Origin of the sequence: Pelomonas sp. Root1444 (genome assembly GCF_001426885.1) — a bacterium.
In the GTDB taxonomy this organism is placed as follows: Bacteria; Pseudomonadota; Gammaproteobacteria; order Burkholderiales; family Burkholderiaceae_C; genus Pelomonas.
Genome location: NZ_LMFP01000026.1, coordinates 1 through 22,369, shown reverse-complemented (window position 1 = coordinate 22,369; position 22,369 = coordinate 1). Strand labels below are relative to the sequence as shown.

Here is a 22,369-nt window from a genome sequence, read left to right as displayed (position 1 = left end):
GCATGACCGCTTCAACTCCCCTCGTCACGGTGGTGATGCCCTCGTTCAACGAGGAACCTCACATCGTCCGTACCAGCCTTGAAAGCATCCGCGCCCAGACCTTCACCGACTTCGAGTGCATCGTCGTCGACGAGAGCAACCGCCCAGAACTGGCCGAGGCCTGCCGCGCCGTCTGCGCCGAAGATCCGCGCTTCATCTACGTCCATCCGACCGCACGCCTGGGCCTGCCCGGAAGCCTGAACCTGGCCATCAGCAAGGCTCGCGGCAAATTCATCGCCCGCTTCGACTCGGACGACGTCTGCATGCCCGAGCGGCTGGCGCTACAAGTGGCGTACCTGCAGGCACATCCGGAGATCTCGGTCGTCGGCGGCGCGCTCGATATCATCAGCAACGATGGGCAGTTCCTCGCCCATCGCAGCTACCCCCAGACCTCGACAGCCATTGCCAAGGGCATGCAGCTGACCACCACTATCGCGCACCCGACTGTCATGTACCGCAAGGAGGCGATCGAGCGGCATGGCGGCTACAACCCCGATTTTCGCTTCGCGGAGGACCTGGACCTGTGGCTGCGCTGGATGAACGCCGGACTTCGCTTCGCCAACCTGCCTGAGGTGCTGGTCCAGTACCGGCAGGACAACACGCGTCGCGACCCACGTCACTGGCGTTTCAACCTCCGCGCTCGTACCTCCAACTTCAGTAGCCAGCACTCGATTCGACGCGTGATCGGCATCGCCTGCATCGCAACCTGGGTCGCCATACCGCAGCAGGCCCAGGAACAGATTTTCAAGGCGCTGATCCTGCGACGCGGTCGCAAGGAGGCCTCCCAATGAACGCATCCCTCACGAGAAGTCAGGTCGCCATCCTCGCCGGCGGCATGGGCACCCGCCTGCGAGAGCGCAGCGGCGACCTGCCCAAGCCGATGGTGCCGGTGCTCGGCAAACCTGTCCTGCATCATCAGATCGACCTCTGCCGCAAGCACGGCTTCACCGACATCGCGCTGCTGGTCCAGCACCGGCACGAGAAGATCTCCGAGTACTTCGGTGACGGCTCGGCCTTTGGCGTCAAGCTGATCTACGCCATCGAAGACGAGCCGCGCGGCACCTCCGGCGCCCTGCGCGACGCGCTACCCCTGCTCGCCGACCGCTTCCTGCTGCTCTACGGCGATACGTTCATGGACGTTGATCTGCGCAAGCTCTGGAACGCCCACGAGGCCTCCGGCGCCGTCGGCACGCTGTTCCTTCATCCTAATGACCATCCACAGGACTCCGACCTGGTCGACATCGACTCGCACGGGGCTGTCCGCGCCATCCTGCCGTACCCACATCCCGAAGGCCGCGAGGTCCGCAACCTCGTCAACGCGGCGCTGTACGTGCTGGATCGCGCCGGGCTGGAGGACGTCACACCCGCCGAAGGCAAGGCCGACATCGCCAAGCACATGTTCCCCCGCATGCTCGAGCTTGGCCGCCGCCTGCACGGCTACGTCACGCCCGAGTACATCAAGGACATGGGCACGCCGGAACGCCTGGACAAGGTCGAGCGCGACTTCGTCGCCGGCCTTCCCGAGCGGCTCTCCGGTCGCCAGTTGCGCAGCGCGGTCTTTCTGGACCGTGACGGCACCATCAACCGCGAGGTCACCCACCTCAAGTCACCCGACCAGCTCGAGCTGCTGCCTGGTGCCGCCACCGCCATCCGCCGCCTCAACCGCAGCGGCACGCTGGCTGTGGTCATCACCAACCAGCCCGTGGTTGCGCGTGGCGACGTGAGCTTCGAAGGACTGGACCGCATTCACGCCCGCCTGGAGTCCCAGCTTGGTGCCGGCGGCGCCTTCCTCGATGGCCTCTACCTCTGCCCGCACCACCCAGACAAGGGCTTTCCCGGCGAGGTCCCGGCGCTCAAGGGCCCCTGCAGTTGCCGCAAGCCCGAGCCGGGCTTGATCGATCAGGCTTGCCGCGATCTGGGCATCGGCCGCCGTGACTCCTGGATGATCGGCGACACCACCTCGGACGTCGAAGCCGGCCGCCGCGCCGGCGTTCGCACGGTCTTGCTGCGCACCGGTCACGCGGGGGCAGACGCCAAGCATGCAGTCCGCCCTGACTACATTGCGCCCGACCTCGCGGACGCGGTGGAATGGATCTTGGATGGTCACGCTGCACTGACGCGACGCCTGGCGCCGATCGCCATCGAGGCCAGCCAGGGACGGCGTCTCGTGCTCATCGGCGGCCTGGCCCGCGCAGGCAAGAGCTATGCCGCGCAGGTGCTCAAGGAGCTGCTGCATGCGCTGGGGCGCCAGGCCCATGCGATCTCGCTGGATGGCTGGCTCAAGCCCAAGTCCGACCGCGTCGAAGGCTCCGGCGTGCGCGAGCGCTTCGACCTGGTCACCGCATCGGCCGCCATAGCGGCCGCAGCGGACTCGAGCTCGCGCGTCGTGCTGTCGGAACCTGTGTACGACCGCATCGCCCGCAACGCCGGCGCCCAGCACATCGAGCATTCCGTCGGCCCCGAGGACGTTCTCATCGTCGAGGGGGTACCCGCCCTGCTGATGGACGACCTGCTTGGACGGCCCGACACGATGAAGATGTACGTGGATGTGGCACCCGCCACCCGCGAGGCGCGGCTGAAGCAGGACTACGCTTGGCGAGGCACGCCGGACGAGGAACAGTTAACGACCCTGGCTGCACGGGAACTCGATGAAACCCCGACTGTTGAGCGATCGCAGATAATTGCAAGTTTTGTTGTTGAGCTAGCGCCAAAGCCCGAGGGAGAAGAATGATCGTCAGCAAGACCCCGTTGCGAATGAGCTTCGTGGGCGGAGGAAGCGACCTGCCCGCGTTCTATCGCGAAGAGGTGGGCGCCGTACTGTCGACGTCGATCGACAAGTACATGTACATCTGCGTCAACAAGAAGTTCGACGGTCGCATCCGTGTCAGCTACACGCGCACCGAAGATGTCGAGCGACGTCAACAGGTCGAGCATCCGCTCGTGCGCGAGGCGCTGGATCTGGTAGGCATTGACGGTGGCATCGAAATCGCGTCGATGGCTGACATTCCGTCGAAGGGCTCCGGTCTGGGCTCGTCCAGCACATACACCGTCGGCCTGCTCAACGCCCTCTACGCCTATCGCAACCAGTTCGCGCCCAAGGAGAAACTCGCTCGTCAGGCCTGCGAGATCGAGATTCATCGCTGCGGAGAGCCGATAGGCAAACAGGACCAGTACGCGGCGGCCTACGGTGGCCTCAATCTGATCCGCTTCCATCCGGACGATTCAGTGTCCGTCGACCCTGTCATGTGCAAGCCAGCGCTGTTGCAGGAGATGGAAGATGCGACCCTGGTGTTCTTCACTGGGCGCACGCGCAGTGCATCTGCCGTGCTGGCCAACCAATCGGAAGCCATGAAAGCAACCGATCGTCGCGCACTCATGCGCCGGATGGTCAAGTTGGCCTTCGAGATGAAGGAGCAGTTGGAGTCCGGCACACTTGAGCACCTTGGTGATCTGCTGGACGAGAATTGGCGCCTCAAGGCCCAATTGACAGCCGGCATCTCCGATCCGCAGATTGATGCTTGGTATGCCGCAGGCATGGCCAGTGGCGCCCTGGGTGGCAAGTTACTCGGCGCGGGCAATGGCGGTTTCATCATGTTCTATGCCCCTCCCGAGCGTCACGTGACAATCACCGCGGCGCTCGCCGATTTGCAGCCGGTCAAGTTCCGTTTCGACCGTACCGGCGCCCAGATCGTGTTCTACCAACCCACCGAATGACGTCCCCCATGGCTACGAACTTCACTGTCTCCAACTATCTGGCCGCGCACGCGCGACTGGCTGTACAACTGAACACCGATGCCTTCCAGCAAGGGATCGACATGGTCAAGGCCGCTTTCGACAGTGGCAAGAAGATCCTGACTTGCGGCAACGGCGGCAGCGCGTCGACCGCCTCGCACTACATCACCGATTGGAACAAGATGGTCAATCTGGCCACGGGCAGGAAGTTCCGCGGCGTCTGTCTGTGCGACAACATGGGCCTGATCACGGCCTACGGCAATGACCTGTCATACGCCGACGTTTTCGCCGGCCAGGTCGACGCACTGATGGACGAGGGCGACTTGCTGATCGCGGTGAGCGGCAGCGGCAACTCGCCGAATGTGCTCAAGGCCATTGAATCGGCGCGCCGCGCTGGAGGCAAGGTGCTGGGCGTGGTCGGTTACGACGGCGGCAAGATGATGCCCATGTGCGACCACAGCGTCTGGGTCAACTCCTTTGACATGCAAATGTGCGAGGACGTTCACCTGATGTTCGGCCACATGGTCATGAAAACCTTGTGCAGCACGCCGATCAAGGAGTGACTACAGGGTTCGCCTGATACGAAAAGGGGGCCTGCAGGCCCCTTTTCCACATTCAAGTGCCGCCGATGCGGTACTCCGTCGGGATCAGTTCTCGCAACTTCTCTCTTACTGCGTCATCGCCTTCTGCGCTCGCTGACAACGCAGACTCCATCCAGTCCAGGACACGCTGTGCGGCGTCCGTGCTGTTCAGCCTCGCGATGCTCAGCGCGGCGATTGGTGTGGGCAGCGTGCTGTCCCGATCGTTCAACAGTTCCTCGTAGAGCTTTTCCCCGGGCCTCAGTCCCGAGAACTCGATACGGACATCTCTCGCGTCGCGTCCGCTCATACGGATCATCGTCCTCGCTAACTCGGCGATTTTCACAGGCTCACCCATGTCGAGCACAAAGACCTGACCTGACTCGCCGATTGAGCCGGCCTGAACGACCAGACGGGCCGCCTCGGGGATCGTCATGAAGTAGCGCGTGATCTCCGGGTGGGTCACCGTCACTGGTCCACCTTTGGCGATCTGCTCCTTGAACTTCGGGATGACGCTGCCGCTCGAACCGAGCACGTTGCCGAAGCGGACGGCCATGAACTTCGTCGCATGGCCTTGCGCCGCCATGTGGCTGATCACCAGTTCCGCTGCGCGTTTGGTGGCGCCCATCACGTTGGTGGGATTCACCGCCTTGTCCGTCGAGATCAGCACGAAGCGCTCTGTGCCGTGTTCTGCGGCAGCCAGACACGTTTGATAGGTTCCCAACGTGTTGTTCCGCAGCGCTGCCCACGCGTTCTCCTCTTCCATCAGCGGCACATGCTTGTACGCCGCCGCATGGAACACGATCTGCGGCTGGTACTTGCCGAAGACGTAGCGCAGGTGCTCCAGATCCTTCACGTCACCGATCAGCCGCAAAAGCGGGATGTGCGGGAACTTCTCGCCCAACTCCTGCTCGATGGTGTACAGCGCGAACTCGCTCAGTTCGTACAGCACGATCTTTGAGGGGCCGTAGCGCGCTACCTGGCGACACAACTCGGACCCGATGGAGCCGCCAGCCCCGGTGATCAGCACAACCTTGCCACCGAGGCATTCGCTCATGCCGCCCTCGTCCAGTTCCACCGGCTCCCGGCCCAGCAGATCCTCGGGCTCGATGTCGCGCACCTGATCCACATGACGGCCCGCCAGCAGTTCCTGGCTGCTGGGCACCGTCAGCACCGGCAGGCCGGCCTGGCCAGCGAGATCCAGCGCACGGCGGCGCTGGGCCGTTGTGGCGGCCGGCATCGCGACGACGATGTGGGTGATGCCGTGCAGTGCCACAGAACGCGACGCCTCTTCCAGCGCGCCTAGCACCGGCACGCCGGCCACGCGGGCGCCGCGCTTCTCGGGTGCGTCGTCGAGGAAGCCCACCACCACCCAGCCTTGGCTGTGCTGAATACCTGCAACCAGCAACCGCCCCGCATCGCCGGCGCCCATGACCAGCGCTCGACGCTGCTCCTGCGCGTTGCCACTGATACGGCTGCGCATGTGCTCGTACAGCATGCGGTAACCCATGCGCATCATCGCCTGCAGCATCAGCGTGAAGACCGGATGCAGCGCCAGCACGGCGCGCGGCACCTGGGGCAGTTGGGCAATCAACACCGCCACGGCCACGATGAGCCCTGCCGCAACACAAACGGCCGCCAGACGCTTGATCTCGCCGAAGCCGCTGAACCGCCACATACCTTTCGGCACCTTCAGCAGTTTCAGCAGCAGCCCGTAGACCGCCACAACGCCCAGCAGCACCCAGTGGTCGTAGTCGGGTCGAGCGCTTAACCAGCGTTCGAAGCCGAGGCGGAACAGGTAGGTGGCCTGCCAGGCCAGCGCCACGGCCGCCATGTCGAGGGCCAGGGCCAGGGTCTCGCGTTGGGGGCGGATGCGCGTCAGCCAGGCATCCAGGGACAACCAGTTCATCGTCAGGTCTCAGTTCTTCAACGTACCCAGCGTCGCCAGGATCAGCCGCAGGTCGCCCATCAGGCTGGCGCTGCGCACATAGTCGGCGGCCAATCGCAGCTTGGTCGGCATCACGACCTCGACATACTCGCGCTCCGGGTCCGCCGCCAGGGCCAGCAGCTCGCTCTCGTTGCGAAACTGCAGTGACGCCGGGTCCGTGATGCCGGGCCGCACGGAGAGCACCACCTCGCGCAGTTCGGCCGGGTACAAGGCCACGTACCGAGGCACCTCCGGGCGCGGGCCGACCAGACTCATGGCGCCGCGCAGTACGTCCCACAGCTGTGGCAGTTCGTCGAGTTTGGTGGCGCGCAGCAGCCGGCCGGCGCGGGTGATGCGCGGGTCTTCGCCCACCGTGATCTGCGCACCCGGCGCGACGCGCATCGTGCGGAACTTGTGGATCGTGAACGGCACACCAAAGCGACCGACGCGGGTCTGGCGGAACAGGGCCGGTCCCGGCGAATCGAGCTTGATCCAGACGGCCGCGGCCAGCAGCAGCGGCGCCAGCAGCAGCAGGCCCAGTCCGGAGCAGATCACGTCCAACAAGCGCTTGGTCAATGCGTGCCTCAGACCAGCAGCTTGCGCACCGCGGCGATGACGCGTTCCACATCCGCATCGCTCATCGCCGTGTACAGCGGCAGACTCACCGTGTGCTCGAACGCGTTCTGCGACTGCGGGAACTGTTCGGGCGTCAGCCCGTAGCGGTCGCGCCAATAAGGATGCAGGTGCAGCGGCACGTAGTGCACGCTGCAGCCGATGCCGGCGGCGTACATGCCTTCGATGAAGGCGTCACGCGTAATGGGCGCGTCGTCGGCCAGGCGCACGACGTAAAGGTGCCACGCATGCGTATCGCCCTCGGGCGCTTCGGGCGGCAGGATCAGCGGCAGGTCGGCAAAGGCGTCATTGAACCGATTCGCAATCTGCTCGCGGCGGACCTGGAACTCAGGCAGGCGCTTGAGCTGGTGCAGCCCCAGCGCCGCCGCGATGTCCGTCAGGTTGTACTTGAACCCCGGCGCGACGATTTCGTAGTACCAGCTCGGCACCTTGGCCGTGAAGCGGTCGAAGGCGTCGCGGCTCATGCCGTGCAGGCGCATGACACGGGCGCGCTTGGCGAGCTCAGGGTTTCGCGTGACCAGCATGCCGCCCTCGCCGGTCGTCATTGTCTTGTTGGCGTAGAAGCTGAACACCGTGGCATCGCTGCCGAGTGTGCCGATCAGCTCCTTCTCCAACGTCGTCGGCAAGGCATGGGCCGCGTCCTCGATGACGCGCAGGCCGTGGCGCCGGGCGATGTCGAGGATGGCCAGCATGTCGACGGCCAGGCCGGCGTAGTGCACCGGCAGGATGGCCTTGGTGCGGGGCGTGATCGCCACTTCGACGGCGGCGATGTCGATGTTCAGCGTCGCGGGGTCGATGTCGACCAGCTTCACGTCGGCGCCCAGATAGCGCACGACCTCCGCGGTCGCGGTGAAGGTGTGCGTCGTCGTGATGACCTCGTCGCCAGGGCCCAGGCCGATGGCCTCCAGCGCCAGGTGCAGGCCGGCCGTTGCCGAGTTGACGGCGATGCATTCGATCTGCGGGTCACCCAGGAATTCGGCGAAGGCCTGCTCGAAGCGCTTGGCCTTGGGGCCGGTGGTGATCCAGCCGGATTTCAGCGTGTCGACGACCTCGGCGATTTCGTCGTCGCCGATGTCGGGCAGGGCAAAGGGAAGGAAGGGCTGGGCAGTCATCGGGCGGGATTTTCGTGCATCAGGGCTTGTCGATCAGCACCAAGCGGTGCGTGCGCAGCCAAGGCACGAGGTTGAAGACCGGATAGGCGGCCGGAAAGGCCCGCGCCAGCGGCGGCGCGAGCGTCACGCGGCGCGCCGTGAAGCGGCCTTGTGGGAACAGCACCCGCACGCGTTTCAACGGCACGCCGCGCACATCGGGGTTGCGCGGGTTGTTGACGGTGAAGTCGTACCAGACGACGGCGCCACCCGGCTTGAGCCAGCGCCACATCGCATCCGCCACGCGCTGCTGCAGCGCGTCGTCGAGGATGGAGGAGAACACGGTGGATTGCAGCACGAGGTCCTGGCTGGCGGGCGCCATCTCGGCCGTGGCGGCATCGCCGGCCAGCAGGCGCACGCCCTCGGGCAACGCCGCGCGGGCGGCGACCAGACGTTCTGGCAGCAGCTCGATGCCGGTGAGATGGGCGGGCAGCACGCCCAGGCGCAACAGGTCGAGCAGGTTGCCGCCGGCGCCGCAGCCCACCTCGGCGGCGTGCCACTCGGCCGGCGTGCCGGGCCGCGCGGCCAGCAGCTTCAGCAATTCGCGCTGGCGTTCCTGCCACATCTGCCAGACCTCCGGGCGCAGCAGGCTGTAGCGGTCGCTGGCATCGCGGCGGGCGTAGCGTTGCGCAATCTGCTCCAGCTCGGTCATGTCAAGGCCTGGATGAAGCGCGCCGCGAGCACCGGGTAGGCGTGGTGCGCCATGGCGAAGGCGCGGCCACGCTGGCCCATCTCCGCGCGCTGCGCCGCCGTCAACGCGGCCAGCGCGAGCAGCCCGTTCGCGACGGCCTCGGGGTGTTCGGGCGCGACGGTGAGCCCCGCGCCGGCCTCGGCCACGGGGTCGTTCCCGGCCTCAACGGAATGCAGCACCGCGCGGCCGGCCATCAGGTAGTCGATGAGCTTGTTGGGCGCGATGCCGAAGCGGTAGATGGGCGTTCGCTGCCAGCCGATGTAGGCGATGTCGAAGTGCGACAGCAGCGTCGGGATCTGCGCCTTGGGGATGGGAGCGAAGAAGCGGACGTTCGTCAGCCCTTCGGCGGCTGCCCGTTCGGCCAGGCGTGTGCCCTCATGGCCGCTGCCGACCAGCACGAAGCTCAGCGGCGCGTCCTTCACGCGCGCCGCGGCATTGAGCACCACGTCCAGCGCATTCGGCAGGCCCATGGAGCCGGCATAGCCGACGACGACGCGGCCGGCCGCACGCTCGGCGTCCAGGTGAGCCGCGAGCGTTGCCCCGAGCGGCGCGGACTCGCCCTGCCATTCCTCGGGCGCAAAGCCATTGGGCACGATATGCAGCTTGCGCAAGTCCAGGCCCCGGTGCGTCATGTGCTCATGCACGCAGGGCAGCATGGAGACGACGACGTCGGCATGCCGGTAGGCATCGCCCTCGGCCTTGCCGCAGAGCATGGCGAACGGGTGGCGCGGCGACATGCCGGACAGCTCGATCAGCGACAGCGGCCAGAGGTCGTGCACCTCGTAGACGAGCTTGGCCTTGGCCAGTCGCGCCAACTTCCTGGCCACCCAGATGTCCATCGGGTAGGTGCTGGACGCGATGACCGCGTCGGGCCGGATCTCCCGCGTCAGCCGCCAGGCGTCGGCGCGCAGTTGGCGGAGGAACGACAGGATGTTGCGCAGCCGGCCGACACCGTTGCCGGCGTAGTGCGGCGTGGGCAACCAGCGGTAGCGGATGCCGTCGATGATCTCCTCGCGCGGCTCGCCCGCGACCTCGGGCTGCACCGCGCGCACATGGGAGTACGAGGCCGCGACGATCGTCACCTCGTGCCCCTCCCTTACCCATTCGCGGGCCAGGTAATAGGGCCGGAACTCCATGCCGTGGGCGGGAGAGCCGGCGTAGTGGTTGACGAGCAGGATCCTCATGCGGGCGTCAGCTCCTTGAGCCGCGTGAGGAAGCGCTGCACATGTGGCTCGAACAGGCCGTGGGCAGCCACCCAGTCACGGTTCACAGCGGCAAGCTTGGACGTGTCGAGCGCCGCCATGCGCGCCGGCAAGTCGTCGAGCGAGGCGACCTGCATGCCGACAATCAGACCGCGGGCCGAATCGCCGATCACCTCGCGGTTGGCCGGCAGGTCGGACAGCAGCGGCACGCAGCCATGGCCCATCGCCTCCAGCACGGAAACGGAGACCGAATCGCTCTGCGGCAAGCTGAGCAACCAGGTGGCGCGGGCGTAGTGCGACGCCTGCGCCTGCGCGTCCAGGCGCCCGACAAAGCTCACGCGGTCTGCCAGGCCGCGGGCGGCGACGTCGGCCTCCAACGCGACGCGCAGCGAGCCGTCATTGGCCACGACGAGCCGCGCCTCAGGCTGTGCGGCCGCGATGCGCGCAAACGCATCGACGACAAGCTGCGGCTGGTAGATCGGCTCCAGCCCACGGTTGGCGAAGCACAGCCAAGGCTGCTTCTTCGCGTTGTTCTTCGGCATCGCCTCCAGGCCGAAGGGGAAGACCATGACCTCGCCCGCGCCCAGCTCGCGCATGCGCTCAGCCATGTGGAGCGAGTCCGATGTCGTGATGGCGCAGTGACGCAGCACCTTCTTCGTCATCCAGCGCCAGGCACCGCCGCGCTGAGGCGTGACGAGGATGTCGCTGCCCCAGGCCGAGCCGGCGATCTGCGCGCGCAGCCGCCAGCCCAGCTTGGCCGCCCAGGCCAGCGAGCCGTGGGAGGTCAGGTAGTGGGCGTGCAGCCAGTCGGCATCGGTGTCGGCCAGCCAGGCGCCGATGCGTGGCAGCTGCTTGATCAGCGCGACATTGCCGCCCGCGTGGTCGGGCTGGGTGTTCAGCGCCAGCCGGCGCGCATCGGGCAGCAGTTGCAGGAACTCGGGCAGGAAGCCGCGTGACGAGATGGCGTACAGCTGCACGCGGGGCTGCAGCGCTCGCGCCCACTTCAGCAGGTGCGGGCTTTCGCCGTCGCCGATGAGGACGAGCTTGAGGCCGCCGCCGAGGCTCATGGCAACTCTCCAGCCCAAGCCTGGTAGTGCACGGCCAGCTCTGGATGCTGGCGCAGCAGCTGGGCATCCTTGCGACGAGTGTCGCCGACCTGCTTGGCAGGTTGCCCGGCCAGGATGGCGTAATCGGGGAACTCACCCTGCACTTGGCTGTAAGCGGACACCAGGCTGCCCTTACCCAGCCGAGTGCCCGGCAGCACGGTTGCATGCGCTCCAACGAAGCTGTAGGCGCCGATCACCACCTGCGCGGTGTGATAAGCCTGCTTGTGCGACACCTTGACGTACTCGCGGCCGTAAAGACGAACGGCAGCGTGGCTGGAATGGGTAAACACGCCAGTGAAGAAGCCGATCTGGCAACCCTCGCCGATGCTCAGGCCGTAGGTCGCGTCAAGCACGCTGAAATGCCCGATGAACACGTGATCGCCGATTTCGAGCTTATCGGGAGCGAACACGACGGCGCTGTTGCTCAGCCGCGTGTTGGGCAGGAACTCGCCGTCGCCGCGTACGAAGCCATACACCATGCGTGGGCCCCACAGCCGCGAGACGAGCCGCTTGACGGGCTGCCACAACCGCCGTGCCAAGCTTGCTTTCAAAGCGTCTCCCCGTGTGCAGGGGCCCATTGCAGCAGCCCCCAGAAAAAGTAGCCGAAGTAGACCAGCATCGCCGCCGACACGCCCCAGCCCGCGCCGGCCAAGCCGCCCAGGTAGATGCCCGCGGCCAGCCCGCCCACGAACATCAGCTGCCCCGCCAGCGCCAGCTTCAGCGCCCAGGCCTGCGCACCCCAGGCCATCGTGACGACGGACAGCGGCGAGGCGATGAAGTGCAGCGCGACATAGGGCGCCAGCGACCGCGCCAATTCGCCCGCGCCGCGCCATTCGGGGCCGAAGACGGTCGCGAACAACCAGGGGCCAAAGGCCAGCAACGCGATCATCAGCGGCAGCGCGACGGCGGCCAGCAGCCGCAGCTTGCGGCGCACGAGCTCGCGCGCCTCGCCGCGGCTGGCGGCCTGCGTGAGCCGCGGATAGAGCACCTGCGACAGCGACCCGCCGACCAGGCTCGCCGGCGCCTTCAGGTAGCGCAGCGCCAGCGCCCAGGCGCCGGCCTCGGGTGCGCCCAGCCACGCCGTCAGCAGCGTGATCGCCAGCGTGTCCTGCAGCGCGCCGGCAAAGGCATGCGGCGTGTTCAGCAGCGGGAAGTCGCGGTGCTTCTCGGCCGTGCCGCGCAGCGGCCGCGAGGCCAGCAGCCCGCGCCAGCCGCCCGCTGGTGCGGGCCGGGCTTGCAAGGCCGCAGCCGCCGCCGTGGCCAGCGCCGCACCGCCCGCCAACCCCCAGGGCCCCGCCTGCATCAAGCCGAAACCGACCTGCGCCAGCGCGCCGCCGCCCCACTGCACGACGCGGCCCCACGCCAGCACGGCGAAACGCCCCGCGCGCGCGGCCCACTGCGCCAGCGCCTGGCTGGCGGCCAGCGCCAGCACGACGAGCGGCAGTGCCGCGGCGAGGGAGAAGTTGGCCCACACGAACCACGCGGCGCCGACGACGAAGGCCATGCCCGTCATCGCCAGCAGCATGCGCAGGCACAGTGCCAGCAGCGCCGCAGCGCCCTCGTCGCCCGTCTCCAGCGCCAGCGCGAACTCGTAGCGCGCGCAGCCGACGACGGCCAGGTTGCTCGCCACGGTCCACAGCAGCGAGAACTGCCCGTACTCCGCGGGCGTGTACAGCCGTGCGATCCACGGCCCCAGCAAAAGCGGGACGGCCTGGGCCAGCGCGCTGCCGGCAAGCAAGGTGAGGGTGGCGCGCTTCAGGCTGTGTGGGGTCATCGAGGCGGGCGATTCTAAAATCGCCGATTCACCAAGGCCCGCAATGACCCAAACGACACCGACCACCCAAGCCCCCGCCCAGGCTGACGACAACCAACTGATCGCCGAGCGCCGCGAGAAACTGGCCGCGCTGCGGGCCGCCAACCCGGTGCCGTTCCCGAACGATTTCAAGCCCCAGCACCGCGCCGCGCCGCTGCACGCGCAATACGGCGAGACCGACAACGAGGCGCTGGAGCCGCAGGCCGTCAAGGTCAGCGTGGCCGGCCGCATGATGCTCAAGCGCGTGATGGGCAAGGCGAGCTTCTGCACGCTGCAGGACGCCACCGGCCGCATCCAGCTGCGCGTGACGGTCGACAACGTCGGCGCGGAGGTCTACGACGCCTTCAAGCACTGGGACCTGGGCGACATCCTCGGCGGCGAAGGCACGCTGATGAAGACCAAGACCGGCGAGCTGACCATCACCGTCACCACGCTGCGCCTGCTGACCAAGAGCCTGCGCCCGCTGCCGGACAAGTTCCACGGCATGACCGACCAGGAGCAGAAGTACCGCCAGCGCTACGTCGACCTAATCACCGACGAGGACGCCCGCAAGCGCTTCACGGCGCGCAGCAAGGCCGTTTCGGCCATCCGCAGCTTCATGGTGGAGCACGGCTTCCTGGAAGTGGAGACGCCGATGCTCCACCCCATTCCTGGCGGCGCCAACGCCAAGCCCTTCATCACGCACCACAACGCGCTCGACCAGCAGATGTACCTGCGCATCGCGCCGGAGCTCTACCTCAAGCGCCTGGTGGTGGGCGGCTTCGAGCGCGTGTTCGAGATCAACCGCAACTTCCGCAACGAAGGCATCTCGGTCCGGCACAACCCCGAGTTCACGATGATGGAGTTCTATGCGGCCTACTGGACGCATCACGACCAGATGGACTTCACCGAGGCCGTGCTGCGCCACGCGGCGATTGCCGCCACCGGCGGCGCCGCGCTGACCTACGCCGGCAAGCCGGTGGCGCTGGACAAGCCCTTCGCCCGCGTGTCCGTGCGCGACTCGCTGATCCAGTTCGCCGGCCTGACGGAAGCCGAGGCCGACGACGCGGACGTGCTGCGCGGCCGCCTGAAGGCCGCGGGCGAGGAAGCGCCCACCCGCTGGGGGCTGGCCGAGCTGCAGTTCGGCCTGTTCGAGGCCGTCGTCGAAGAAAAGCTCTGGGAGCCGACCTTCATCATCGACTACCCCGTCGAGGTCTCGCCGCTGGCCCGCGCGTCCGACGCGAATCCCAAGATCACCGAGCGCTTCGAGCTGTTCATCACCGGCCGCGAGTACGCCAACGGCTTCTCCGAGCTGAACGACGCCGAAGACCAGGCCGCCCGCTTCCACGCGCAGGTGGCCAACAAGGACGCGGGCGACGAGGAAGCGATGTTCTTCGACGCGGACTTCATCCGTGCGCTGGAGTACGGCATGCCCCCGACGGGCGGCTGCGGCATCGGCATCGACCGGCTGATGATGCTGATCACCGACTCGCCGTCGATCCGCGACGTCATCCTGTTCCCGGCGCTGCGCCGGGAGTCCTGAGGCGCGGCGCCCTGGCCATCGCGCGCAACAGCGACGCGCGCCAATAAAAAAGGCGACCCCTGCGGGTCGCCTTTTTCGACTTTGAAGCCGCTTTGCTTCAGCGGGCGGCCAGCGCGGAGGCGCGGCGGGCGACCGGGGCCGGGAAGTCGCCCAGTTCACGGGCAGCGTTCTCGCCGTGGTCCGCGGCCTGGGCAGCGGCGAGTTTGTCGTCGCCACGCACTTCGGTCGGCTTGACCGTCAGCACGGCCTGGCGGGGCAGCTTGACGGTGGCGACGGCGGCGGCCTTGGCGCTGGCGGCGGTCGTCACCTCGACACCCTTCTCGCCCTGGATGGCGGCGAGTTCACCGCTGTTGCGGGCGGCGGCCAGTTCGGCGATGACAGCCTCGCGGGTCAGCGGGGCGGTGCCGGTGGCCTGGGCCGAGGCGGCGCCAGCGGCGATCAACAGGGTGGCGGCGATGACGGTGGACAGCTTGCTCATGACGGGCTCCTTCAGTGGCTGGCAGGGCGTCCTGCCTTCGGGTCATTCGGACATCGCGACCGCGGTGTCCATGGCCTGAACTGTAGGCAGCCGACCTCAGTAGAAACACCAGGCCCGCCGGAACTGACTATTCACACAACGTAAACAGTCGTCCCTAGGTTCGTCATCGTTTCGCCACAAGAGTCAACGGTGTTCGAAGCTGGGGGCGCGCTTGGCCAGGAAGGCTTCCATGCCCTCGCGCTGGTCATGGCTGCCGAACAGCGCGTGGAAGTAGCGCCGTTCGACGTTGACGCCATCGGTCAGCGGGGCCTGGTAGGCCAGGTTGACCAACTCCTTGATCAGCGCGACCGACGGGCCGCTGAAGCCGTTGATCTGCTCGGCCGCGGCCAGCGCCTCGGCCAGCAGCGTGTCCGCCGGCACGACGCGCGACACCAGCCCGGCGCTCTCGGCCTCGGCTGCACCCATCATGCGGGCCGTCAGCAGCATGTCCATGGCCTTGCTTTTGCCAACGGCGCGCGGCAGGCGCTGCGTACCCCCGGCGCCGGGCACGATGCCCAGCTTGATCTCCGGCTGGCCGAACTTGGCGGTGTCGGCGGCGATGATGAAGTCGCACATCATCGCCAGCTCGCAGCCGCCGCCGAGCGCAAAGCCGGCGACCGCGGCAATGACCGGCTTGCGCACTTGCAGGATGGTTTCCCAGTTCTTGGAGATCAGGCCGCTCTTGAAGGCCGTCGCGAAGGTGTGGGGCAACATCGTCGGGATGTCGGCACCGGCGGCAAAGGCGCGCTCCGAGCCGGTCAGCACGATGCAGCCGATGCCGTCGTCGGCATCGAACGCCAGCAGCGCCTCGCCCAGCTCGTCCATCAGCTGGTCGTTCAGCGCGTTCAGCGCCTTGGGGCGGTTCAGCGTGATGAGGCCGGTCTTGCGCGGGCCGTCGCCGTGGATGGCGGTGATGATGCACTCGTAGCTCATGGGCTCAATCTCCGGGGGATGTCGTTGGTCGATTCTGGCGCGGCTTGCAGCGGCGCGCTTTTGAGCATCAGGTCGACGTAGGTGCTGACGTCCTGGCGGATGACCAGGCGCACCGGCAGGTATTGCATCCCTGGCGCCAACCACACCTCGGCCGTCATGTCGTCGCCCTTCGTCGACCCGCGGGGTTTCAGATGCCAGGCCGGCACCCAGCCCGTGCCGGTCTCGACCCACTCCTCGCCGATCACTTCGTAGTCCCACTGCGGGTACTGCCGGTTGGGCAGAACGAGCGGAAAGCTCACGACCTGCCCTTTTTCCAGCACGGCCCTGCCCGTCAGGAACAGCCAGGTGAGCTGCACGAACTGGCTGGCCGAGTCCTGCGCACCCCGCTGCGCGGGTTGGCGCACGCCGCTGGCCAGTTGCACCTCGGTGGGCAGGAAGAACACGCTGGCACGGCGGCCGTCGCCGACGATGAATCTGGTTTCCTCGTCGTAGCGCTGCGGCGCGATGCCCTCCGGCGTCAGCTGGCCCTGGCTGCTCATGCGCCGTGTGATGAAGGGCGCGAAACTGGGGCCGACGTTGACGTCGAGGTGCACCTGGTAGTCGCTGCCCTTGCGCAGCCATTCGACCTGGGCCTCGCCGTGCACGGGACCGCGGTAGTTGCCGGTCAGCACATAAGTCAGGCGCGTGGACAGCGGCCATTCCGGGCCGGGCTCGTCGCCCGGCGCCGCCGAAGCCGCCTGGGCGACGGGCACCGGGGCCTCCTCGGCCGGTGCCGAGGAGGCCTGCGCCACCGGCTCTGGCGCGGATGGCAACGCCAGAGGTTCCGGCACCGAGGCCGGCTCGGGCGCCGGGCGCGCTGCTCCGGCCTTGACGACCCGCTTGGGCGGCGGCGGCAGGGTGCGAATGGTCACTGGCGGCGCCTGCAGCACCATCTCGCGCACGAACTCGACCTGCATGCGCGGCGGCATCGGCGGCGGCCCTTCGCTGACCCAGCCTTCATGGATGCGCTGCACCTCGCGCCCGAGCAGCAGGTGCAGGGCCAGCACAGCCAGCACCAGCAGCCAGGGCGGCCGCGGCTTCTTCATCGTGCGTTCAGGCGCCCAGCCAGCGGCGCCGGGCAGGCTGCGCGCCATCGGCGAGGGCCAGCGCCACGGCGGCGGGCCGCGCGAGTGGCAGCTCGACGTCCAACTCGACCAGGCGCTGGTCCCGGCCGACGAGCAGGCGCAGGCGCGCGTCGCCCGGTGCCAGCAGGCCCGGCGCATCGTCCAGCCGCCGCAGCCGCCAGCCATTGCAGCCGAGGATCTCGTCGCGCGCATTGAGGCCGCCCGCCTCACCCGCGCCGCCGGCCAGCACATGGCTGACCTGGACGCCCGTCAATGCCGATTCGCGCACGCGCAGGCCCAGCCGCTGGGCGACGTTCTGGCGGCCGTCGTCGCGCCACTCGACGCCGTGCGCCGCCAGCAGCTCGCGCAGCGGCAGCTCGCCCGTGCCATGCACCCAGCCATGCAGCTGCCCGGCGATCTCGTCGCCGCCCAGCACCCGGACGGCAGCAAGGATGTCGGCCTCGCTGACCGGCCCGCCGTCACTGGCCTTCCACAGCCGCAGCATCAGCGCGTCCAGGCTGGACTTGCACGCCCGCAGGCTCAGGTCCAAGCACAGCGCCACCAGAGCGCCCTGGGCGTAGTAGTTGCTCGTCGCGTTGGGGCTGTTCTCGTCCGGCCGGTAGTACTTGGTCCACGCTTCGAAGCTGGCCTGGGCCAGCGGCTGCACGGCGCGCCCGGGCGCTGCCAGCACGCCGTTGACGGACGCGCCCAGCAGCTTCAGGTAGCGCGCAGCGTCGACCAGCCCGGCGCGGCGCAGCATCAGTTCGTCGTAGTAGCTCGTGAAGCCCTCGAAGAACCACAGCAGCTCGGTGTAGTTCTCGCGCTGGTAGTCCAGGCGCGCGAACTCGGCCGGTCGCATCCGCTTGACGTTCCAGGCGTGGAAATACTCGTGGCTGAACAGGCCCAGCAGGCGCGCGTAGTTGTCGCTTGGCGCGGCGCTTTCCGCTGCCGTGGGCAGCTCGCGGCGCGCGCAGATCAACGCCGTGCTGGCGCGGTGCTCCAGGCCGCCGTGGCCGTCGTCCACGGCCCAGAGCAGGAAGCTGTAGTGCTCGAAGGGCGCGCCGCCCCAGAAGGCGATCTGCGCCTCGCAGATGCGCTGCACGTCGGCCAGCAGGCGCTCACCGTCGAAGCTGGGCCAGGCGCCCGCGACGACGACGCGATGCGGCACGCCCGCTGCGACGAATTCGCCCTGCCAGTGCGCGCCCATCTCGAAGGGGTGATCCAGCAGCTCGTCGTAGTCGGCGGCCTCGTAGCCGCCAGCGTGCTCGCGCATGGCGGTCGCGACGCGCCAACCCTTGGGCACGCGCGCCAGCGTGATGGCATGCGTCTCGGCCTCTCGGCCATGCGCGCGCAGGCACAGGCTGCTGGCATTGAAGAAGGCGCGCCGGCTGTCCAGCCAGGCGGTGCGCACCGAGGCGTCGAACGCATAGACGTCGTAGCTCAGCGTCAATGCCGCACGGCCGCTGCAGCGCACGCGCCAGCTGGCCTTGTCGAGCTGCTCGACCGGCAGGTCGCGGCCCGCCTGGCGCGCGGTGAGCCCGCTCAGGTGCTTGGCGAACTCACGCACCAGGTAGCTGCCCGGGATCCACACCGGCAGGCTGAAGTCCTGCTCAGGGGCCGGGCTGGCCAGCGTCAGCGTGACGCGATAGCGGTGCGCCGCGAGGTCGGCCAGCTCGATACGGTAGCTGACGGCCATCAGCTGCCCGCGGCGGCCAGGAAGCAGCTCAATGCAGCCACTGCCGTCAGGCGAAAGCGCAGCGTCAGCCAGTCGCCCGCGCCGAGCTGCGGATACACGCGCCGGTCGACGCCATAGCAGGCGATCAGCACGGCGCCATGCCATGCCAGGCCAGCATAAGGCGCCATCAGCACGCCCAGCCAGCCGAGCAGCGCGGCGCCGACACCCCAGGCCAGCGGCTGGCGCCCAGGCAGCCCGTGCGCGAAGGACAGCCCCCAATGGATGCCGCCGAGGAAGGCGATGACGAGGCCCGCATAGGCTGACAAGGCCAGGCTGACGAAGGCGTGCTGGTCGAGGTCGCGGTCGCCGATCAGCCAGATCAGCGCGCAGCCCAGCACGAAGGGGATCAGCCCGGCATAGCCGAGCCGCTGCGCGAACTCGCGGTGGGCGGCGTTCATCGGGTCAGGACTTGCCGGCCGGCGTGGCCAGTGCCTGCAGGCGCTTCTCGAGCTCGGCCGGGCCGACGGCGCCCGGGATGCGGTTGCCGTCTTCCAGCAGGATGGCCGGCGTGCCGTTCACATGGATGCGGCGCGACAACGCGAGGTTGCGCTCGATGGCGGCGTCGTCGCAGGCGGCCGGCGCCTTGGGCGGCTGCTCGCTCTTGAGCATCCAGCCCAGCCAGGCGCCGGTGCGGTCCTTGGCGCACCAGATGGCACGGGTCTTCTCGGGCGAATCGCCGCCGAGGATGGGGATGAGGAAGGTGTAGACCGTGACGTCCTTGAGCTCCTGCAGCGAAGCCTCGAAGCGCTTGCAATAGCCACAGTTGGGATCGGCGAACACGGCGATGCGGCGCTTGCCGCTGCCGTTCTTCCACACCAGAGCGTCCTTGAACGGCAACGCTGCGAAGTCGACGCGGTTGATCTGCGCGACGCGCTCCGCGGTCAGGTTCTTCTTGGCCTTGAGGTCGATCAGTTCGCCCTCGATCAGGTACGTGCCGGTGGCGTCGGTGTAGCGCACCTCGTTGCCGATGCGGATCTCCCACAAGCCGGGCATGGCTGCGGGTTTGACCTCGTCGATCTTGGGCGCATTGGGCATGCGCTCGGCAATCGCCTTGCGGATGACGGCCTCGTTGGCCAGGGCGGGCAGGCAGGCTGCAAGCAGCAAGGCAGTCAGGAATCGGGCGATGGTGGATGGCACGGTACGACGAGGAGGGAGTTAGAGCCCGAGGGCGCGCTGGGTCAGCCAGCGCTTGACGGGAGTGAGTTGGTTCAGCGCATCCATTCCACGGTTGCGCAAGCCTTGTGCGGCCGGGGAGCCGTGTGCGAAAAGGCGCTGCAGCACATCTGTCAGCTCGCCCATCGCCAGCGTCGGTGCGAGGCGCTCGCGCGCATAGCGACGCAGCAGGCGCTCGTCGCCCAGCGGCCGCCAGGGCTCGCGCTGGGCCAGCACGCGGCTGAGCGCCGCGACGTCGCCAAGACCCAGGTTCAACCCCTGGCCCGCAAGCGGATGGACGATGTGGGCCGCATCGCCCAGCAACACCCAGCCGGCGCCGCTGACTGCGTCGGCACGCGCCACCGCCAATGGCCAGCTGGAACGCTCGCTGGCCAGCTTCAGTGCGCCCGCAGCGGCACCCGTCGCGGCGTTGAGCTCGCGCTCGAAATCTTCTGTCGGCAGCGCCTGCAGTTGCTCCGCCCGCGCCTCGGCACAGGACCACACCAGGCCGTAGGACGCGCCGGGCGCGGGTCGCTCGAAAGGCAGCAGCGCAAGCACCTCGCCGCCGGGCTGAAACCACTGCCGCGCGACACCTTGATGCGAGCGATCCGCCGTCAACCGCGCCGCCAGCGCGCGATGCCCGTACGGCTTGGTCGTGAAGCCGACGCCCAACGCGGCACGCGCCGCCGATTCGCGCCCTTCGCACAGCGCGGTCAGCGCGGCTGGCGTTTGATCTGGAACGCCATGCACATGGGGTGAGAAGCGCAGCGCCGTGGCGAGCTGTGCATCCAGCGCCGCGGCGTCGACGATGACGGCCAGTTCGCCGAGCCCCTGTTGCCAGGCGGAAAAGCTCAGCCGCCCGGCCGGCTGCTCGCTTGACGCGTCGCCACAGACGACCATGTCGTAGACCGGGCTGACGGCATCGGCCGGCAGGCTACCCCAGATCTTCAACTCGGTGAGCAGCGCGACCGAGGCGGCGTTCAGCGCATAGGTGCGCACATCGTCCGGCCGGGCTGCCTCGGCGGCGCCGGTCATGCCGACGCTCAGGCCCTGGGCGGCCAAGCTGAGCGCCAGGCTGCTTCCCACCGCACCTCGGCCCCTGACCAACACGTCCACGCTTTGCATGCAGCGATTGTAGGCAGGGGGTATGGCTGCTCTGCAGCCGGGCCGCGCGGCCCAAGGGGTCTGCCCGCCGGCCGACTAAAATCGCCGGCTTGCGTGCGGGCCTGTGGCCGGCCGCCCTCCCCAACGGAAAGTCTTGCCATGAGCCTCAAATGCGGCATCGTGGGCCTGCCCAATGTCGGCAAGTCCACGCTCTTCAACGCCCTGACCAAAGCCGGCATCGCCGCCGAGAACTATCCGTTCTGCACGATCGAGCCCAACGTCGGCATCGTCGAACTGCCCGACCCGCGCCTGGCGGCGCTGGCTGAGATCGTGAAGCCCGAGCGCGTCATGCCCGCCGTGGTCGAGTTCGTCGACATCGCCGGCCTGGTCGCTGGCGCCAGCAAGGGCGAAGGCTTGGGCAACCAGTTCCTTTCGCACATCCGCGAGACCGACGCCATCGTCAACGTCGTGCGCTGCTTCGAGGATCCGAACGTCATCCACGTGAACGGCAAGGTCGATCCGATCTCGGATATCGAGGTGATCCAGACCGAGCTCTGCCTGGCGGACCTCGGCACCGTCGAGAAGAGCCTGCACCGCTACAACAAGGTGGCGCGCGCCGGCGACAAAGAAGCCATCGCGCTGGTCAAGGTGCTGGAGAAGTGCCAGGCCGCGCTGGACCAAGCCAAGCCCGTGCGCACCATCGATTTCAGCAAGGAAGAGCTGGCCATCCTGAAGCCGCTGTGCCTGATCACGGCGAAGCCGGCGATGTTCGTCGCTAACGTCTCGGAAGACGGCTTCGAGAACAACCCGTTCCTCGACCGCCTGCAGGAATATGCAGCGGCGCAGAAGGGTCCGGTCGTAGCGATCTGCGCCAAGACCGAGTCGGAACTGTCGGAGATGGACGATGAGGACCGCGCCATGTTCCTGGCCGAGATGGGCCAGGACGAGCCAGGCCTGAACCGCCTGATCCGCGCCGCATTCAAGCTGCTGGGCCTGCAGACCTATTTCACCGCTGGCGTGAAGGAAGTGCGCGCCTGGACCATCCACATCGGCGACACCGGCCCGCAAGCCGCGGGCGTCATCCACACCGATTTCGAACGCGGCTACATCCGCGCGCAGACCATCGCCTACGACGACTTCATCCAGTACCGCGGCGAACAAGGCGCCAAGGATGCCGGCAAGATGCGCGCGGAAGGCAAGGAATACGTCGTCAAGGACGGGGACGTGCTGCACTTCCTGTTCAACGTTTGACGGGTCGCAGGCCGGCCGCTTCGATCGCCCCGCGCGCACCACAGGAACCCGCCACGGCGGGTTCCTTTACTTATGAAGCGTCCAGTTGTGCACGATCTCGTGATGTCCTAGTCCCAGGTGACGTAGGCGTCCGCCGAACACACCTTGACGGTTGCAGCGCGGGGAGCGGTGCAGATTCCCAGC

The 22,369-nt window shown here is 67.8% G+C and carries 21 protein-coding genes; 6 read left to right on the top strand and 15 right to left on the bottom strand.

The features are described 5' to 3' along the window. Nucleotides 1-2 precede the first annotated feature (2 nt). Genes ASD35_RS16565 through ASD35_RS16550 form a run of 4 tightly spaced genes read left to right on the top strand, consistent with a single transcriptional unit; the run spans nucleotide 3 to nucleotide 4,334 of the window. Nucleotides 3-830, top strand: a complete 828-nt coding sequence (locus ASD35_RS16565) for a glycosyltransferase (protein ID WP_056876069.1) — start codon at nucleotides 3-5, stop codon at nucleotides 828-830. Next, entirely contained in the window at nucleotides 827-2,770 is a 1,944-nt protein-coding gene (locus ASD35_RS16560) for an HAD-IIIA family hydrolase (protein WP_082580221.1), read from the top strand. The genes ASD35_RS16565 and ASD35_RS16560 overlap by 4 nt, the downstream gene beginning before the upstream one ends. Beyond that, a complete protein-coding gene (locus tag ASD35_RS16555) occupies nucleotides 2,767-3,753 on the top strand; it encodes a GHMP kinase (RefSeq protein ID WP_056876067.1) in 987 nt (328 codons plus the stop codon). Before ASD35_RS16560 ends, ASD35_RS16555 begins: the two co-directional genes overlap by 4 nt. 8 nt (nucleotides 3,754-3,761) lie before the next feature. Then, nucleotides 3,762-4,334: an SIS domain-containing protein gene (locus ASD35_RS16550; RefSeq protein WP_082580220.1), complete on the top strand. Its 573-nt coding sequence runs from the start codon at nucleotides 3,762-3,764 to the stop codon at nucleotides 4,332-4,334. A 52-nt stretch (nucleotides 4,335-4,386) separates the two neighbouring features. Here the strand turns inward: ASD35_RS16550 and ASD35_RS16545 are convergent, their stop codons facing one another. From ASD35_RS16545 to ASD35_RS16510, 8 genes are read right to left on the bottom strand one after another with little or no spacing between them, the layout of a single operon-like run. Continuing rightward, complete coding sequence (locus ASD35_RS16545; RefSeq protein WP_056876066.1) at nucleotides 4,387-6,258, bottom strand: nucleoside-diphosphate sugar epimerase/dehydratase; 1,872 nt, start codon at nucleotides 6,256-6,258, stop codon at nucleotides 4,387-4,389. A gap of 9 nt (nucleotides 6,259-6,267) precedes the next feature. Beyond that, a complete protein-coding gene (locus ASD35_RS16540; protein WP_056876065.1) occupies nucleotides 6,268-6,852 on the bottom strand; it encodes a sugar transferase in 585 nt (194 codons plus the stop codon). Nucleotides 6,853-6,860: 8 nt separating this feature from the next. Continuing rightward, complete coding sequence (locus tag ASD35_RS16535; RefSeq protein WP_056876064.1) at nucleotides 6,861-8,021, bottom strand: DegT/DnrJ/EryC1/StrS aminotransferase family protein; 1,161 nt, start codon at nucleotides 8,019-8,021, stop codon at nucleotides 6,861-6,863. A 19-nt stretch (nucleotides 8,022-8,040) separates the two neighbouring features. Beyond that, nucleotides 8,041-8,709, bottom strand: a complete 669-nt coding sequence (locus tag ASD35_RS16530) for a class I SAM-dependent methyltransferase (RefSeq protein WP_056876063.1) — start codon at nucleotides 8,707-8,709, stop codon at nucleotides 8,041-8,043. Next, a complete protein-coding gene (locus ASD35_RS16525) occupies nucleotides 8,706-9,932 on the bottom strand; it encodes a glycosyltransferase family 4 protein (RefSeq protein WP_056876062.1) in 1,227 nt (408 codons plus the stop codon). Before ASD35_RS16525 ends, ASD35_RS16530 begins: the two co-directional genes overlap by 4 nt. After that, a complete protein-coding gene (locus tag ASD35_RS16520) occupies nucleotides 9,929-11,017 on the bottom strand; it encodes a glycosyltransferase (RefSeq protein ID WP_056876061.1) in 1,089 nt (362 codons plus the stop codon). The genes ASD35_RS16525 and ASD35_RS16520 overlap by 4 nt, the downstream gene beginning before the upstream one ends. Further along, nucleotides 11,014-11,607: an acyltransferase gene (locus tag ASD35_RS16515; protein ID WP_082580219.1), complete on the bottom strand. Its 594-nt coding sequence runs from the start codon at nucleotides 11,605-11,607 to the stop codon at nucleotides 11,014-11,016. Before ASD35_RS16515 ends, ASD35_RS16520 begins: the two co-directional genes overlap by 4 nt. Then, nucleotides 11,604-12,830, bottom strand: coding sequence for a lipopolysaccharide biosynthesis protein (locus tag ASD35_RS16510; protein ID WP_056876060.1), 1,227 nt, complete (start codon nucleotides 12,828-12,830; stop codon nucleotides 11,604-11,606). The genes ASD35_RS16515 and ASD35_RS16510 overlap by 4 nt, the downstream gene beginning before the upstream one ends. Before the next feature lie 43 nt (nucleotides 12,831-12,873). Between ASD35_RS16510 and lysS the strand changes: the two genes are divergently transcribed. Further along, nucleotides 12,874-14,391, top strand: a complete 1,518-nt coding sequence (gene lysS, locus ASD35_RS16505) for a lysine--tRNA ligase (RefSeq protein WP_056876059.1) — start codon at nucleotides 12,874-12,876, stop codon at nucleotides 14,389-14,391. A gap of 97 nt (nucleotides 14,392-14,488) precedes the next feature. Here the strand turns inward: lysS and ASD35_RS16500 are convergent, their stop codons facing one another. The 7 genes from ASD35_RS16500 to ASD35_RS16470 all read right to left on the bottom strand — a co-directional run bounded on the left by ASD35_RS16500 (nucleotide 14,489) and on the right by ASD35_RS16470 (nucleotide 20,956). Continuing rightward, complete coding sequence (locus ASD35_RS16500) at nucleotides 14,489-14,869, bottom strand: DUF4148 domain-containing protein (protein ID WP_056876058.1); 381 nt, start codon at nucleotides 14,867-14,869, stop codon at nucleotides 14,489-14,491. Nucleotides 14,870-15,052: 183 nt separating this feature from the next. Then, on the bottom strand, nucleotides 15,053-15,841 hold the full coding sequence (locus tag ASD35_RS16495) for an enoyl-CoA hydratase (RefSeq protein ID WP_056876057.1): 789 nt from the start codon (nucleotides 15,839-15,841) through the stop codon (nucleotides 15,053-15,055). Further along, entirely contained in the window at nucleotides 15,838-16,926 is a 1,089-nt protein-coding gene (locus ASD35_RS16490; RefSeq protein ID WP_162254477.1) for a DUF3108 domain-containing protein, read from the bottom strand. The genes ASD35_RS16495 and ASD35_RS16490 overlap by 4 nt, the downstream gene beginning before the upstream one ends. A 7-nt stretch (nucleotides 16,927-16,933) precedes the next feature. Then, entirely contained in the window at nucleotides 16,934-18,640 is a 1,707-nt protein-coding gene (locus ASD35_RS16485; protein WP_056876055.1) for a M61 family metallopeptidase, read from the bottom strand. After that, nucleotides 18,640-19,077 carry a DUF3429 domain-containing protein gene (locus ASD35_RS16480; RefSeq protein WP_056876054.1) on the bottom strand — a complete coding sequence of 146 codons (438 nt, stop codon included), beginning with the start codon at nucleotides 19,075-19,077 and terminating at the stop codon, nucleotides 18,640-18,642. The genes ASD35_RS16485 and ASD35_RS16480 overlap by 1 nt, the downstream gene beginning before the upstream one ends. Before the next feature lie 4 nt (nucleotides 19,078-19,081). Further along, a complete protein-coding gene (locus ASD35_RS16475) occupies nucleotides 19,082-19,783 on the bottom strand; it encodes a DsbC family protein (protein WP_235538374.1) in 702 nt (233 codons plus the stop codon). A gap of 51 nt (nucleotides 19,784-19,834) precedes the next feature. Beyond that, nucleotides 19,835-20,956, bottom strand: a complete 1,122-nt coding sequence (locus tag ASD35_RS16470; protein WP_056876052.1) for an FAD-dependent monooxygenase — start codon at nucleotides 20,954-20,956, stop codon at nucleotides 19,835-19,837. A 138-nt stretch (nucleotides 20,957-21,094) separates the two neighbouring features. On the opposite strand from ASD35_RS16470, the gene ychF reads away from it, so the two are divergent. Continuing rightward, nucleotides 21,095-22,186 carry a redox-regulated ATPase YchF gene (gene ychF / locus ASD35_RS16465; RefSeq protein ID WP_056876051.1) on the top strand — a complete coding sequence of 364 codons (1,092 nt, stop codon included), beginning with the start codon at nucleotides 21,095-21,097 and terminating at the stop codon, nucleotides 22,184-22,186. Nucleotides 22,187-22,369 lie beyond the last annotated feature (183 nt).